Raw genomic sequence first — 14,643 nt, forward strand, 5'->3', positions numbered from 1 at the left:
GTCAATGGAATTCCCCACTCGCTGGGGAGTTTTAGTGTCCGCGAATGTGTCATGTTTCGTGACCGCGAGCGGGGAGACCTACATGGCCATTGACATCAGCCGAATCTCACAAAAACCCAACAAGAACTGCAGGGACCCCGCGTGACCGTCGGATTCAGGGGTTCTCCGGTGCGCCGCGTGCCCAGTGTTCGAGGATGTCGCGGTTGTCGGGTGCGGTCTCGGGTCGGTCGATGTAGTGGGTTTTGGCGACGGCAACCGTGTTGCCCAGTTGTCGGGCGGCGCGTTCAGGGTCACCGGTGGCAGAGTCGACCGCAGTGGCCACGCCTCGGCGGAAGGTGCGGAGCGTGACCCAGGCGAAGTTGTCGCCTCTGGCGGCGCGCCAGATCCGGCCGAAGTTGTCGGGGCTGCGGAAGGATCCGTTGCGGGCGGGGAACAGCACCCCTTTGGGGTTGGGTCTTCGGTTGACTGTGAGATCTCGGAGAGCTTCGGCGATCGCTTCGGTGGTGTGCTCGGGCAACAGAATTCGTCGCCACCCGTTCTCGCTTTTCGGGGTGGGCTTGCGGATCCAGCCGACTCCGGGCTCGAAAACGAGCGTCCCCGTGACGTCGAGGAAAGGTGTCTGGGCTTCGAGGTTGATCTCTTCGATCAGCAGCGCGAACACTTCCTGAGGGCGGATCCCGGTGCCGGTGATGACGTCGACGACCCATGTCATGGTCCGGTCACGGGCAGGACCGCAGACGTAGCCGGGGGTGCCGGGGATCTCGTCACCGTCGGCCCAGGCGCTGACCTGACTGCGAAATGCCGGCAGCGCGTCCATGTCGACGACTTTCCCGCGCGCGGGTGGGCGCGTGCGCCGGAATTTGTCGACGCCGCTGATGGGATTGATGGGCAGAACATCGTCGCGCACCGCGATCTGCATCATCGCTCGCAGAACGAGCTTGTGCTGCTTGGCTTTTCGGCGGTGCCCGTGAGAGACGATTTCTTTGAGGTGGCGGTCGAGGACGCCGGTCGTGGCCTGCCAGATTTGCAGGCGGCCGATGGTGTTCTCGATCTTGACGGTATCCGGCTTGGCGCGTCTGTCGTGGGAGACCTCGATCTCGCGTCGATAGTCCTCGACCAGACCGGGCCCGATATCGGGGTCCCTTCTCATCGCAGTGAGCAGTTGGCGCGCCAGCTCCATCAAGGTGGTGGTGCGGGTGACCGGCGCGTCGGCGGAGATGTCGCGGAAGTCCCGCATCGCCTCGGCGAGTCTGTTGGCGGCCTCGCTCGGGGTGGCGCCGCAGCGTCCGATCTGGGTGATCCGCCATGCTCCGTAGTAGCGGACGGTGGTGCGCCAGGTGCCGTTGGGTTGCCGGCGTGGCTTCGACGGGGTGCTGAAGGTTCCGATCGGACGTGGAGGTCGTCCGGGCATGATGGCTCCTAGAGTGTTCGGTGAGAAAACGGGTTGTTCCTCGGAGCCCCATGACGTCAGTTTTGTCCGAATTGTTAATCTCCGTGGATGATTTCAGCACCGCAAGGGTTTCGGGCGGTGGCGGGGGTTGCGTTGATCTGTTCGATGGTGGCGTGTTCCGGCGAGAACACCGCCGCGACCTCGCTACGTCCGTCCACACCGCCCACCACCACGACGGCCGGGCCCAAGCAGACCGATGGCACATTGCCCGACGGCACCGACGCGCATGGCTACCGCAACTCGTTCGCCCGATGTAAAGACACCGAACGGCTGGTACTGCTGGTCAGCCAGACCACCGGGCGCCCGGTGACCACGTTCAAGGGCAACCAAGTGGGCGGCGATCAGCGATTCGTCGTCTGCGAGGACCGCAGCGCCACCCGGATCATGCGGGCGGTGGCGCCGTCGCTGCGCCCGGACCCCTTGGAAGGCACCTTCTTCACTTTCACTGCCAACAGCCAGCAGTTCGTAGCCGATGGCATGAAGATCGATCTGGCGCGCGCGACGATCACCGTCACCGACGATCCGAAGCACCCCGAATTCCGTGCGGTGACATGGGCGGTGAACGAGTACTGGAGTGCCATCTACTGATGTTGGGCGACGATCGCGGACTCGGTCGCATCCGAACACAAGCCCGTAGAGCGCGGGCCGAGCGCGCTCTACGGGCTTCGACCGAAATCAGCCGATGGGGGACAGCAGCTGGTTGAAGAACGCGCGGTAGCTACGCAGCGCGCGCCGCATCGACTCGGTATCCGGACTCTCCGACCACCGGTTCGCGATGATCTTCTGCCGTTCGGCGTAGGTGCTGGTGAGCTCCTGGATCAGTTCGGTGACCAGGTGGTCGGCGTTGGCGACGGCGTGACGGGGATCGTCGACGAACTCGCCCTGCAGATCGCGCCAACGTCCGCGCAGCCGGTTGAGAGACTGTTCGTCGACCAGCGGGACGATGTCTTCGTCCGTGGTGGAGGCCGGATCATGTTGCGCGACAACCGGTTCACGCTCGGTACCGGTCGTGTCGACGAGGCCGGTCTCGCCTGCGCCGTGGGTCGCCGCGAGCTCGCCGTCGTGCACGGTGCCGGATGTCTTCGGCAGATCGATGCCGTCGATGTCGATCACCTGGTGACGGTGGTGCTTGTCATCGGTGCGTGCGTCGTTGGTGGTTCGGTCGTATTCGGTGCTCATGACACGGTGTCCTTCGTCTGCGCGGTATGGCCGTTGGTCAGTTCGAGGAACAGCGCGCGGTAATGCACGATGGCAGTGCGCAGGTCCTCGGTGCTCGCCTGGCCGTTCGCCTGCGCGACGGCGATGGTGTGCGCGTCGCGGTAGTGGCCCAGGGTCGCGGCGTGTTCGACCGACAGGTCGGCGACCTGCTGGTCGAAACCTTCTGTGGGGTAACCGCGTTCGGCCATGACGGTCGTCACGAGCCGGTCGGCCTCGCGCACGGCATCGGCGGGCTCGTCGACGAAGCGCTCCTGCACGCTCGCCCAGTCCCTGGTGAACTCGTTCTTGCGTTCGGGAGTCAGTTCGCGCAGCTCGAGCGAATCGTGCCTGCGCTCGCGTTGCAACAGTTCACGTTCGGCGGCGCGGCGACCCTCGGTGTGCTCGAGCGTCCGATCGTATTCGGGCCCGAATCGGTCGCGCAGACGCTTTCGGCGCAGCAACGGTGGAACCAGCACGGCCGCACCGGCGAGCACGACCGCGATGACGATGACAATGATCAATATTTCGGAATTCACAAGTTCTCCTTCGATGAGCCTCGTGTTCCGGATATGCCTCGATATTCGATTCTCAAACAGATTGACGCGCAAGGCTTGTGGTGTGAAGATCGAAATTCGACGGAATCGTGAATCTGTGTCGAGGGTGGAGGGCAACTCATGACGACGCTTTCGGATGCCGTCGCAGCCACCGGGGTTCGCGTGCACGACCATCTCGACCCCGCCGCGGAGGTGCCTCGCGTTTCGCGGGCCGCGGCACAGGGGGACGTCTTGGTGCTGCGGGTGGAGGGACCCGTGGCCGTCGCGCCGATGCGGGAAGCGGTGGCCGTGGTGCGCTCGGAGCTCTCCGGCCACGCGCACACCCTGCACCCCTGCGGACCCTGCGCCTGGGAAGCTCATCGCCCCACGGGCGCCGATGATGTGCTGCTGGGTGTGCTCACTGTCTTCGACGGGTCGACTGCGGTGTTGATCCATCAAGAGCACGGCGCGTTGGAGGTGCTGCCGGGCACCTATGAGGTGCGGCGGCAGCGTGAGTTCGCCGGCGTGTGGCGGACGGTAGTCGACTGATGCGCCTGGACTCGTTGACGGCCGCGCAGCGGGCGCTGCTCGCCTCGGTGCGCGACGATTGGATCGAGGTGGGGTTGTGCACCGAGCCTGCCGACCGTGAAGCCGCGGAACACGGCGCGATTGCGGCCTACCGGGCGGCTGGCATGGAACCGCCGAAGGTGATCGTGTGGCTGGAATCGCCGCTGGCCGGGGCGATCGGCCAGGACCAGGCGATCCGCTTGGCCGGTTTCCGCGACCGGATCTGGGACCAGGCGGGTCCGAGAGCATGGGCGAGCATCCGCGCCGTGACCCGGCGCCATGCCCGACAGCAGGTGTGGACTCAGCTCGAAGCGCGGGCTCGAGCGCTGATCGGCGAGCAGGCCACCGAGCAGGTGCTGGCGGAAATCCGGGCGGCCGTCGCCGGTGGCCTCGACGGTCCCGTCTGGCAGCAGGTCGGTTCGGCTGTCGGCGAGCAGATGCCGGGAGAATCGGTCGTGTATTGGTGGGACGGCGACCTCGGACCCCAGCTGGGCGATTCGCTCGCCTTCTACGACGCGGTCGAACGGCTGGGTATCGATCTGGGTGGCTTGTTCGACGATGTGGTGCGGGTGGTTCGCAACGCCGGCTGGTGGTGGCCCATGGACGGCGGGTTGATCCTGACCGAGCGGCCCACCGTGATCAGCCGCGACGACGCCGGACGTCTGCACAACGCGACCGGGCCCGCCGTCGCCTATCCGGATGGATTCACGGTGTGGGCGTGGCACGGCACCCTTGTCCCGGAGTACGCGATCACCGCCGACTGGGACGTCGAGCGCATCCTGCGGGAATACAACGTGGAGGTTCGGCGGTGCGCGATCGAGCGGATGGGCTGGCACGCGTTCATCGAGGAATCCGGGATGTCGCCCGTGGGGCCGGAGGTCCCCGATCCCGGCAATCCGCCGTACACCTTGCGCTTGTACGAGTTGCCGGACGAGTTGGACGATACGTTCACCGTGGCGGTGCGAATCCTGTTGTGCGTCAACGGTAGTACCGATCGCGACGGTACTCGTCGGCGCTTCGGCCTCGTCGTTCCCGCGCATCACGACGACCCGGTCGCGGCGGCCGCCTCGCTCTACGACGTCCCTGTCGAGGACTACAGGCAACTGGAAATCAGGCGGTAGTCCACCAGCTGTACGTTGTCATCCGGCCCGCCAGTCCGGGAGCGGCGGATTCTCGGCGGTATGTGAACCGAAACAAAAGTTGGTTCGGCGGCCGAGTTCGGGTGGTTCGGGGAATCTAGGCTCACCACCATGGTGAACAGTCGGTGGCGCATGTCAGCCCGTGTGAACACGGTTGTGCTGGCTGCTGGGTTGGTGTTGAGTTCGGCGCTGGTCCTGGCTGCGCCTGCGGCAGCGGAAGCCCAGTGCGCTGAGCCCGCACCCGGCGCCGCGCCCGAACGCCGCGCGCCTGCCGAGGTCGGCATGGATGACGCCGCCGTCGCCGCGGCGATCGACTTCGGTATCGGCGCCAAAGCCCATGCGATCCAGGTCTATCGGCACGGTTGTCTGGTCGCGGACCACTCGCCCACGGGCGATCTGCCGATGCCCCTGTTCAGTGCGAGCAAGGGCGTGACCGCCGTGGCCGTGGGCCGGGCGGTGACGCTGGGGTACTTCGGCGTCGACGACCCGATCGGCCGTTTCTTTCCCGAGGCCGACGCCGAGCACGCGCGGATCACCGTGCGTCAAGTGCTCACCCAGACCAGCGGCCTGCATTTCTCCTGGCCTGCCGATATCGCGACGATCGGCACCAGCACGGTGCCGCGAACGCTCGACTCCCCGGTCGACTTCGCACCGGGCACGACATTCCAGTACGCCCAAGCGGTTCTGAGCCCGCTGCCCAGGATCATCGAGATCACCACAGGGCAGGACTACCAGGACTTCGTCCAGCGAGAATTGATGGATCCGATCGGCATCCCGCGCGACCACTGGACCTGGCTGCGCGACCGCGACGCGACCACCGCGGTCGCGGGCGGCCTGTCCATGCGCCCGGCCGACCTGGCCCGAATCGCCAGACTGATACTGCAGCAAGGGGTTTGGCAGGGGCGCCGGTTGATCGACGCCGATTACCTGCGGCAGGCGAGTACCCCGACCGAAGCCAACGGCGGCTACGGCTTCCTATGGTGGCTCAACGCCGGCGACACCTACCGCGGCACCAATGTCCCGATGCCCGCCCACTACGACCACCGCCTCTTTCCCGGACTCCCGCACGACACCGTCGCGTTCGCCGGCGCGCTCGGTCAGTTCGCGATCGTCATCCCGAGCCGCGACCTGGTCATCGTGCGCATGGGTGTGCCGTCGACGTTCGATCCGAACAACATCACCGGATTCCTCACCAGCACAAGCAATCCCGACAACCGGATGCTGTTCTACCGAATCGTCGCCGCGATCAACGACCAACCCGAACCGCTCGACGATCCGAACATCCCACCCGACCCGATCCACCGCGTCGGCGCCACCCCCGAAGAACGCGCACTGCTGCTCGACCAGAACACCGTGCTCGCAATCCTCCTCGGCACCGGCGCCTATGCCGAGACCGCCTGCGCTGCCGCGATGTGCCATGGCAGCCCGCTGCCCACCGACCTGTTCCTCCGAGCGGCCGAGATCGGCCGCCAATTCCCGGCGACGCCCGAACCTCGGTGAAGCACCACCTGTTGCATCGCGAGACATCATCCCGTCAATCAAGCTGTGAGATAACACAATTCGTGCTCCGCTTCCCGCGAAGCGGATGGCAGCTGTCTAGGGTTCGAAGTGGGCAAGGTCGCCTTCGGCCGTTTGTGAGATGAGGTCTGTGGACCTGGGCTCCGATATCGCACAGCTCGTATCGAACCCAGGAAGACCCGTGGAATCGTGTCAGAAACTGATCATTCGCGAGCGCCGAGAATTGCCGGACCGAATCGCGATGTCCCGCAACTGCTCTCGCTCGACCCCTTCACGCGCTGCCCCGCCGATATCGCCGCCTACGCGCCGGGTTCGCTGATCCGGAGCAGGCGTGTCGAACTGTCACTGTTCGGATCAGTGCGGCAACGTGTCCAAGCCTGGCAGTTGGCCTACCGCAGCAACGACCTGTTCGGCCGGGCGGAGATCGCGATCACAACCGTCGTGCTCCCCGCCGGTGCCGTCCCGAACCAGGACCGCCCGCTGTTGCTGTTCCAGTCCGCGATCGACTCGGTGACCGAGCGTTGCGCACCGTCCTACGTGTTGCGCCACCACACGCGGGCGCCGGGTTCGATCACTCGCCTCGAATGGCCCCTGATCGCGAATGCGCTGCGTCGCGGCTGGGCGGTCAGCATCGCCGATCACGGTGGTATGAAGGGTAGTTTCGGCGCACCACGGGAGCCGGGCTATCGCAGCTTGGACGGTGCAAGGGCCACGCTGTCGTTCGCGCCGCTCGGGCTGCGTCCGCACACGCCGATCGCGCTGTGGGGGTACTCGGGTGGGGGGATGGCCAGCGCGTGGGCCGCCGAGATGGCGCCGAGTTACGCGCCCGAGCTGAACCTGGTCGGTGCGGTGCTCGGCGCACCGGTGGGCGATCCCGGTGAGGTGTTCCTTCGCCTGCACGGCAGCCGATTCTCCGGCTTTCCGCTGATGGTCGTGGCCGCCCTGCGTCGGCTCTACCCAGACCTCGCCGCTGCCATCGACGCCGACATCTTGCCCGAGGGGGAGGCGCTGCTGGCAGCCGTCGAAAAACTCCCGCCGATCGTCGCGGTGCTTCGCATGTCCGGGCAGCGTTTCGACGACCATCTACGCCGCCCGCTCGACGAGATTCTCGCCGAACCGAAAGTTCGCGCGGTGCTCGCCGACCTGCGGTTGGGACTGTCCGCCCCGACCTGCCCGCTGCTGGTGATGCAGCCGGTCAACGATCAGGTGATCCATTGCGGCAGTGTGGACGAGCAGGTCGACCGATACCGAAACGCGGGCACCCACGTCACCTACATTCGCGACCGCTTGAGCGACCACTTCACGTTGCTCCCACTGTCGACCCCCGCGAGCCTGTCCTGGCTGTCCGACCGCTTCGCCGGCCAGCCCTTGGCTGCGCCGAGCACGCGAACCGTGCTGTCCTCGAGCATCTCGGCGTCGAGTCGGCGCGGATTGATCGGTGTTGTCGGCACCGCGCTGGCGGTAGTGACCGGGCGGCCGCTGATCGGCGCGCCGATCGCTTCGCGCGGACGTCACCCGGTGGAGAAGGCGGCCTGATACTCAGGAGCCGCGGATGCCTCGGCGACGACCCGTTTTCATGAGGACTATGTGACATTTCATTCTCAGCTTTGGATCGCCGTCGCCGGTTCGTTACGGTGGCTACGCAATGGTGTCCGAGGGGGAGGGTGTCAACGGGCATGTTCGAGGTTGATGTCGATTCCGCACGGCTGAAGTCGGAGATCGCGGCGTTCTACGCCGGGTTCGGGGTGCCGGGCGAGCTGTTGTCGGCGTTCGAGTCCTCGGCGCTGTTGGTGCCGTTGACAGGCCCGGAGGACCGGGTGTTCACGGTGCAGACCGGGGGATTGGCGTGGTTGTGCGCGTTCACTGGTGTGCAGGAGTACGCGCAGTTCATGACCGCGCGCGGTGTCGTGGCCGATCAGACCTACCGGTTCCATACATTTCTTGGCCGGCGATTGCGCGAGTACGCCGCAGATCTGCCCGAGCCCACCGGTGTCGCTGTGGACATGCTCGGCGCGGCGCCGATGACCTTCCCACCCGAGGTGTCGGAAGAACCGCCGACTGATGGCGGGCGCGGCTGATGGCGGATCTGAACGTCGATCCGGCTTTGCTGACGCAAGCCGCGACCGGGATCAACACCATCATCAGCGAGCTGTCGGAGCTGGGTGTGGGCGAGACCGGTGCGGTAGGGCGCGGGTTCGCGCAGTTGACGATGTCGGCCATGGAAGCCGGAAAAGGCAACGTCCAAACCTGTTTCGAAACGTTCGCCGAACGCTGGTCGTGGGGCGTGCGGGCGCTGGTGCAGTCGGGCAACGAGATCGCCAAGATCCTGGATTTGTCGGCGGGCCGCTATCACGAGATGGATGAGCAGTTCTCGAACACGTTCAAGCAGATGTTCACCCATCTGGCGGGCAACCCGCACCTGGGCAAAGCCGATATCGAGAAGATGGACTGGGGTCAGGTCTGGGACAACAGCAACTTCAACACGTCTCGGCAACCCGACTACACCGCGGAATCGTTCACTAACGCGTTCTTGCATATGGACGACAACGTGTCGATGTTGGGCCAGGTCGGGCAGTACCTGGTCTCCGATGATGTGCCCAAGCAGAGCGGGCTGGGTGACATGTTCCTGGCCGACACGGGGGCCGCGGCCAAGGCCGCGGAGATTCAGCAAGCACAACAAGCGGCGCGTGGGGGGAAATAGTTCGTGGGTATCGGCGATTTCATCAACAGTGTCGGCGACAAGATCGAAGACGGGCTGGAAACCGCGACCGAGAAGGTCGGTCAGGCTTACAACACAGTTCTCGATGCTGAGGCCAAGGTAGCGAAAGCTGTTGGCGCGGACGGTTGTCGAACTGGCTCGATGATCTGGGCGACAAGGTCGTCGATGCTACCGGTGGGGCGGTGCCGGAAAAGCAGCTCGGCGAGACCACTGATCCGAAAGAGCTGATCCGAGGCGAACCGGCCAAGATCTCCGAGGTCAGTGAGCATGTGGGCAAGATCGGGACCGCGATCGACCAGACCGGCGACGCGTTGCGCAAGATCGATGTCGCGGACTGGTCCGGTGACGCGTCGTCGGCGTTTCATGAGGAGTTCGCCAAGCAGCCGAAGCTGTGGTGGGACGGTGCCGACGCGATGGGCAAGGCCAAACGCGCGTTGGATGCCTGGTATCACGAGGTCACCGCGGCCCAAGCCAAGGCGTCGGACGCGATCGCGAAATGGCAGGCCGCCGATACCGAGGAGCGTGACCGCAAGAACGCGTGGAACGCGCAAACCGACGATCAGCGTAAGGGTAAAAACCTCACCGATACCTGGACCGACATCCGCAACGAAGCGCGTGCGATCCTCAATGGTGCTCGGACCCAACGAGATAACGCTGCCAACGCCGCGGTAGCCGCGATCACCGCCGCGACTGAGACCGCGCCGACCGAACCGCCGTTCCTGTCGAGGTGGGGCAGCAATTTCGAGGATCTGGGCGCGGCGATGGAGCACGCGAGGCTCAACTTCACGTCCGGGTTGTTGACCTCGTTGACCGGTTTGGTGCAGTTCGTGCGGGCGATCAACCCGGTCGATATCTACAACCTGACCCACCCGGCGGAGTATCTGTCGAAGATGTCGGACATGGGCACCGGGATGGTGCTCGCGGCAGCCGATCCGAAAGCGACAGCGTCGGCGATGTTGGCGGGGTTCAAAGCTAATCCATCCGAGGCGTTGGGTGCGCTGACCGGTGATCTGTTGACCACGGTGGCTACCGGCGGTGCCGGTGGTGCGGCGAAAGCTACTGCCACGGTGGTGAATCGGGTCGATGATGTCATCGGGGCGGGCAATACCGGGCGCAACGTGCTCGACAATGCTGCCGGTGCCACGGGCAGAAATGCGCCCGAGGCACCCAGCGCCCCGACCTCGCCCACTCAGCCAGCGAGCATGCCGGACAGCCCATCGTCGCCGGGCACGAATCCTGCAGAAACCGCCGGCGATTCACCTGCACCCAGTCCAGCTGCTACCGCACCCGATGCGCCAGCAGCCAGCCCCAGCGGGCAAGGCGGAGACGCTGCGCCGACCAACCCGGCCGGTACTCCGTCGGATTCTCCTAATCCGAATCCTGAATCTGCTCCTGAGACCCCACGAAATCCGGACAACGATTCCGCGGCCCCGACCAACAGTTCACCGGAGTCGCCGGAAAACGCGCCGTCGCCGAGCGGTACCGATGCGCCAGTCAAGCCTGCCCCCGAGACCGATGGTGGCAGCCCGAGCCAGGACTCACCGTCCTCGCCGTCACCGGACGGCGACAATTCCACCTCTGACCGCCATGACGGCACGCCGACCCACCAAGACGGCGACAACGGACCGTCGGACTCGGAACCCGGGAAACCGGCACCCGACGCGGACAACAGCGCCAGTCCTGACGGTGACAACGGACCGGCCGACCCGGAACCCGGGAAGCCGACACCCGACCCTGACAACAGTGGCAACCCTGACGGAGACGGAACCAGTCCAGGCGCCCACGACGGCGACCCAACCACCCCCGATCAGAACAACGCACCCGAACCCCGCGCCCAAGCCGACAGCGGTGCGAACGGTCAGGACAGCGTCGGCGACACTGCGCAGCAGGATCCACCGAAAACCGATTCCACCCGGGACCAAACCGCGGAGGGCGGCGACCCGGTCAATCTCGCGACCGGGGAATTCCTGCTACCACTCACCGATCTCGACCTGCCGGGCATCCTGCGTCTGGCTCTGAAGCGGGCCCACCACTCGAACTATCGATTCGGTCGCTGGTTCGGGCCCTCTTGGTCGGCCACCCTCGACATGCGTGTCGTCGTCGAAGCTGACTGCGTGACCGTCGTTTTTGAAGACGGCATGCTGTTGGCCTACCCCCACGCCGAAGTCGGCGTAGGAGTCGAGCCGATCGCTGGCGGTCAACGGTGGAAGCTGACGCGTACTGAAGCCGGTGGCTACCGCCTCTGGGACCCCGACCGAGAACTGGTGTGGCACTTCGCCCCCGAACCGGTCCTCGACGGCCTGGACACCCGGCTGGGCAACTACGCGATCTCCGCGATCACCGACCGACATCACAACCGAATCAGGTTCCACTACAACGCCAACGGCGACCCGACCGAGGTCACCCACTCCGGTGGCTACCGTGTCGTGCTCGACTCGGCCAACGGTCGCGTGACCGCGATCTCGGTCGCGGGCGAGGCGAACGGCTTCGAAACTCTCACCCGCGTCCGTGAATTCGGCTACGAGCACGGCGAGCTGACCACCGTGGTCAACGGCGTCGGCGGCACCACCCGCTTCGCCTACGACGAGCACCACCGCATGCTGTCGTGGACCGATTCCAACGGGAGTTGGGTTGCCAACACCTACGACGAATCCGGTCGCGTTATCGCCCAACGCGGCCTCGACGGAGTGATGAACGCCGACTTCGAATACCTCGAACTCGGCAACGGCACCGGCCGCCTCACCCGACTCACCAATTCCCGGGGCGGAGTCACCGGTTACGGCTTCGACAACGACCTCCGCCTGCGCGACTTCCGCAACGCCGACGGCGGCCACCGCCACATCGACTACAACAGCGCACGCAAACCCCTTGCCGTCACCGAACCCGACGGCGCGGTCACCCGCTACGTTTACACCGAAGACGGTGACGTCGCGATGATCACGCGCCCCGACGGCAGCGACATCCGCATCGAATACGCCTACAGCAACCGGCCCACCACCATCACCAATCCTGATGGCACAACCGCGATTCGGGAATGGGACAAGGCAGGAAACCTCGTCGCGGTCACCGACCCAGCAGGCGCGCGAACCGAATACACTCACGGCGCCTGCGGTGCGGTCACCGAAGTCCGTGATCCTGACGGTGCCGTAACCCACGTCGAAGTCGACCCCGCAGGCCTCCCCGTCGCAGTGACCGACCCCCACGGTGCGACCACCACAATCCGTCGGGACCCCTTCGGTCGCCCTGCCGAGGTCACCGACCCGCTCGGACACACCACCTGCTACGAGTGGACCGCCGAAGGTCGACCCGCTCGCCGAGTCGACCCCGACGGCCTCGCTGAATCGTGGACCTACGACGGGGAAAACAACCTCCTCACCCACACCAACCGAAACGGTGGCGTCACAACCTGCTCCTACGGCAGTTTCGACAAGGTCGCGGGCAGGACCGAACCCGACGGATCAACAACCCGATACCTGTATGACACCGAACGGCGCCTGACCGCGGTAATCAACCCGCTCGGTCAACGCTGGTCATACGACTACGACCTCGTTGGCCGATTGATCTCGGAAACTGATTACACCGGCGCCACCACCACTTACACCCACACTGTCACCGGCCGCATTTCCACCGTCACCCCCGCGACCGGGATCACCCGCCATCACCGCTACGACATCCTCGGCAACCTCACCGCGGTCACCGCCGACTCCGGCGAATACCTGGCCTACACCCACGACCCTGCCGGTCGCGTCCTCACTGCAATCAACGGCATCGATGAAACCCTCACTCACGCCCTGGAATTCACCTACACCCCAACGGGACGTGTCGCGACCCAAAAGCTTGACGACCAACCGCCGATGGTCAACGACTACGATCACCGCAGTCGACGAATCCGACGGACGACCCCGGATGGGTCGGTCACCACCTGGCGTCACAACGTGCTCGGCCACGTTACGGCGATGGACGTCGGCGACACCGACATCTCGTTCAACCATGACCGCGCTGGGCGGCTAACCAGTTGGCGCATCGACGAAGTCCAGTTTGATCGCGCTTTCACCTCGGGCGGGAGTATCGCGACCCAGGAAGTCACGGGCTTTCCTGCCGCCACCTTCTCCCTCGACTTCGGCGATACCCCAACCGCCCGCCCCTCGCCGTTCATGGTCCGACGCGACGACTACACCTACCGCCCCGACGGTTATCTCACCGCCCACACGACCACTCGACCTGAAGCCGGGCCCTCCCGCGCCACCTACAACCTCGACCCCATCGGTCGCGTCAACACCATCACCCGCAACGACCAGATCGCCGAAGCCTACGAATACGACTCCCTCTCCAACATCACCGCCAGCCTCCCCGCCCGCGCTGAGGAGCCTCGGCAGACACCGTCCCCTCCCGAATCATTGGAGGGTCGCGAATACCACAACAATCTCCTTGTTCGCGACGGTCGTAACCACTACTACTACGACCCAGCGGGTCGTCTTATCCGCAAGGTCACCACGCGAATCTCCCGCAAACCGGATGTCTGGCACTACCGCTACAACGCCTTCGATCAACTCACCGACGTGTACACGGCTGACGGTCGATGGTGGAAGTACAGCTTCGATTCAATGGGGCGTCGCACCAGTAAGCAGCTAATTGACAACAAAAATGGTACTGAAATTGGGCGGACGGAGTTTATTTACGATGCTTCAAATTTGATTGGGCAGATAGATGATTTCGAATCATTGCAGTGGAATTACCTCCCGGGAACTTACGTTCCGATAACTCAGGCTGCGCAAAGCAATGCGGGATCGACCGTTCTGGCCATTGTTGTCGACTTGTCCGGAATTCCGATCGAAATGGTAGATCCGGCAACGGCGGTCCCGGTTGCAGGCGCAACCCACCAAATATGGGGCCGCACCACTTGGGTGGGCGGCCAAGGCACACAACTGCGCTATCCAGGTCAGTACGAAGATGCTGAGACAGGGTTACATCACAACTACTACCGCGCGTATGACCCAGACACGGGTCGTTACCTGACATCCGACCCGCTGGGCCTGACTCCCTCTCCGAACCCACATGCATACCCGCGCAATCCGACAGCCTGGTCGGACCCGCTCGGCCTAGAGCCCGACTATGTCGCTCAAGGCGACCATGCCAATCCATTTCCCGATCGAGACTCAGCCGAACGCGCAGCATACGAACTCGCAGGCGTGCCATATGGCACGACGCCCGATTTTCAGTGGTCGGTGACCGGGGATAGGTCTCTCAATGGGGTGCCCGGTTACCAGTACTCAAATGATCCGACGCATTGGGGAACTTTCCGTCAGTTCGAGGTTGATGGAATGGGTTCAAGGGTTGTTGTTGAACATACGGGCGACCCGAAGGGGCCACATTTCCACGCGGGACGGCCAAAAGGTGACCCAGATCGGAACTACGTCAACTTCGGGTGGGATATCACTCGCAACGCAGACCCATTGGAGCGATATGACAAGATGAACAAGCCCCGCGGAGACCACCACTTCTTCTACGAGTAGCGAGGAC

Annotated in this window: 11 protein-coding genes; 8 read left to right on the top strand and 3 right to left on the bottom strand. The window is 64.7% G+C overall.

The features are described 5' to 3' along the window. Positions 1–154: 154 nt before the first annotated feature. The gene (locus ACFWU5_RS09270; protein WP_379266714.1) at positions 155–1,411 is read right to left on the bottom strand and encodes a tyrosine-type recombinase/integrase; all 1,257 of its coding nucleotides are present in this window, start codon (positions 1,409–1,411) and stop codon (positions 155–157) included. A gap of 87 nt (positions 1,412–1,498) precedes the next feature. Here ACFWU5_RS09270 and ACFWU5_RS09275 point away from each other — a divergent pair, with 87 nt between their 5' ends. Next, complete coding sequence (locus tag ACFWU5_RS09275) at positions 1,499–2,038, top strand: hypothetical protein (protein WP_379266716.1); 540 nt, start codon at positions 1,499–1,501, stop codon at positions 2,036–2,038. A gap of 87 nt (positions 2,039–2,125) precedes the next feature. On the opposite strand, the gene ACFWU5_RS09280 is transcribed toward ACFWU5_RS09275, so the two are convergent. Together ACFWU5_RS09280 and ACFWU5_RS09285 are read right to left on the bottom strand one after the other, a co-directional pair. Beyond that, complete coding sequence (locus tag ACFWU5_RS09280; RefSeq protein ID WP_379266717.1) at positions 2,126–2,629, bottom strand: hypothetical protein; 504 nt, start codon at positions 2,627–2,629, stop codon at positions 2,126–2,128. Next, complete coding sequence (locus ACFWU5_RS09285) at positions 2,626–3,183, bottom strand: hypothetical protein (protein ID WP_379266718.1); 558 nt, start codon at positions 3,181–3,183, stop codon at positions 2,626–2,628. The genes ACFWU5_RS09280 and ACFWU5_RS09285 overlap by 4 nt, the downstream gene beginning before the upstream one ends. A gap of 138 nt (positions 3,184–3,321) precedes the next feature. Between ACFWU5_RS09285 and ACFWU5_RS09290 the strand changes: the two genes are divergently transcribed. The 7 genes from ACFWU5_RS09290 (at position 3,322) to ACFWU5_RS09320 (ending at position 14,636) form a co-directional block, all read left to right on the top strand. Continuing rightward, the gene (locus ACFWU5_RS09290; RefSeq protein ID WP_379266719.1) at positions 3,322–3,729 is read left to right on the top strand and encodes a hypothetical protein; all 408 of its coding nucleotides are present in this window, start codon (positions 3,322–3,324) and stop codon (positions 3,727–3,729) included. After that, entirely contained in the window at positions 3,729–4,868 is a 1,140-nt protein-coding gene (locus tag ACFWU5_RS09295) for a DUF6745 domain-containing protein (protein WP_379266720.1), read from the top strand. Before ACFWU5_RS09290 ends, ACFWU5_RS09295 begins: the two co-directional genes overlap by 1 nt. Before the next feature lie 129 nt (positions 4,869–4,997). Beyond that, positions 4,998–6,386: a serine hydrolase domain-containing protein gene (locus ACFWU5_RS09300; RefSeq protein WP_379266721.1), complete on the top strand. Its 1,389-nt coding sequence runs from the start codon at positions 4,998–5,000 to the stop codon at positions 6,384–6,386. A 207-nt stretch (positions 6,387–6,593) separates the two neighbouring features. Further along, a complete protein-coding gene (locus ACFWU5_RS09305) occupies positions 6,594–7,940 on the top strand; it encodes a lipase family protein (RefSeq protein ID WP_379266722.1) in 1,347 nt (448 codons plus the stop codon). Between the two features lie 140 nt (positions 7,941–8,080). Beyond that, complete coding sequence (locus tag ACFWU5_RS09310; RefSeq protein WP_379266723.1) at positions 8,081–8,482, top strand: hypothetical protein; 402 nt, start codon at positions 8,081–8,083, stop codon at positions 8,480–8,482. Then, on the top strand, positions 8,482–9,105 hold the full coding sequence (locus tag ACFWU5_RS09315) for a hypothetical protein (protein ID WP_379266724.1): 624 nt from the start codon (positions 8,482–8,484) through the stop codon (positions 9,103–9,105). The genes ACFWU5_RS09310 and ACFWU5_RS09315 overlap by 1 nt, the downstream gene beginning before the upstream one ends. Before the next feature lie 143 nt (positions 9,106–9,248). Then, on the top strand, positions 9,249–14,636 hold the full coding sequence (locus ACFWU5_RS09320; protein ID WP_379266725.1) for a putative T7SS-secreted protein: 5,388 nt from the start codon (positions 9,249–9,251) through the stop codon (positions 14,634–14,636). Positions 14,637–14,643 lie beyond the last annotated feature (7 nt).

Source organism: Nocardia sp. NPDC058640 (assembly GCF_042716995.1).
Lineage (GTDB): Bacteria > Actinomycetota > Actinomycetes > Mycobacteriales > Mycobacteriaceae > Nocardia.

What these genes read in the sequence shown, in the direction of transcription:
- ACFWU5_RS09310 (WP_379266723.1), top strand. Translation starts at nt 8,081, where the DNA reads ATGTTCGAGGTTGATGTCGATTCCGCACGGCTGAAGTCGGAGATCGCG.
- ACFWU5_RS09280 (WP_379266717.1), bottom strand. Translation starts at nt 2,629, where the DNA reads ATGAGCACCGAATACGACCGAACCACCAACGACGCACGCACCGATGAC.
- ACFWU5_RS09300 (WP_379266721.1), top strand. Translation starts at nt 4,998, where the DNA reads ATGGTGAACAGTCGGTGGCGCATGTCAGCCCGTGTGAACACGGTTGTG.
- ACFWU5_RS09290 (WP_379266719.1), top strand. Translation starts at nt 3,322, where the DNA reads ATGACGACGCTTTCGGATGCCGTCGCAGCCACCGGGGTTCGCGTGCAC.
- ACFWU5_RS09270 (WP_379266714.1), bottom strand. Translation starts at nt 1,411, where the DNA reads ATGCCCGGACGACCTCCACGTCCGATCGGAACCTTCAGCACCCCGTCG.
- ACFWU5_RS09275 (WP_379266716.1), top strand. Translation starts at nt 1,499, where the DNA reads ATGATTTCAGCACCGCAAGGGTTTCGGGCGGTGGCGGGGGTTGCGTTG.
- ACFWU5_RS09315 (WP_379266724.1), top strand. Translation starts at nt 8,482, where the DNA reads ATGGCGGATCTGAACGTCGATCCGGCTTTGCTGACGCAAGCCGCGACC.
- ACFWU5_RS09295 (WP_379266720.1), top strand. Translation starts at nt 3,729, where the DNA reads ATGCGCCTGGACTCGTTGACGGCCGCGCAGCGGGCGCTGCTCGCCTCG.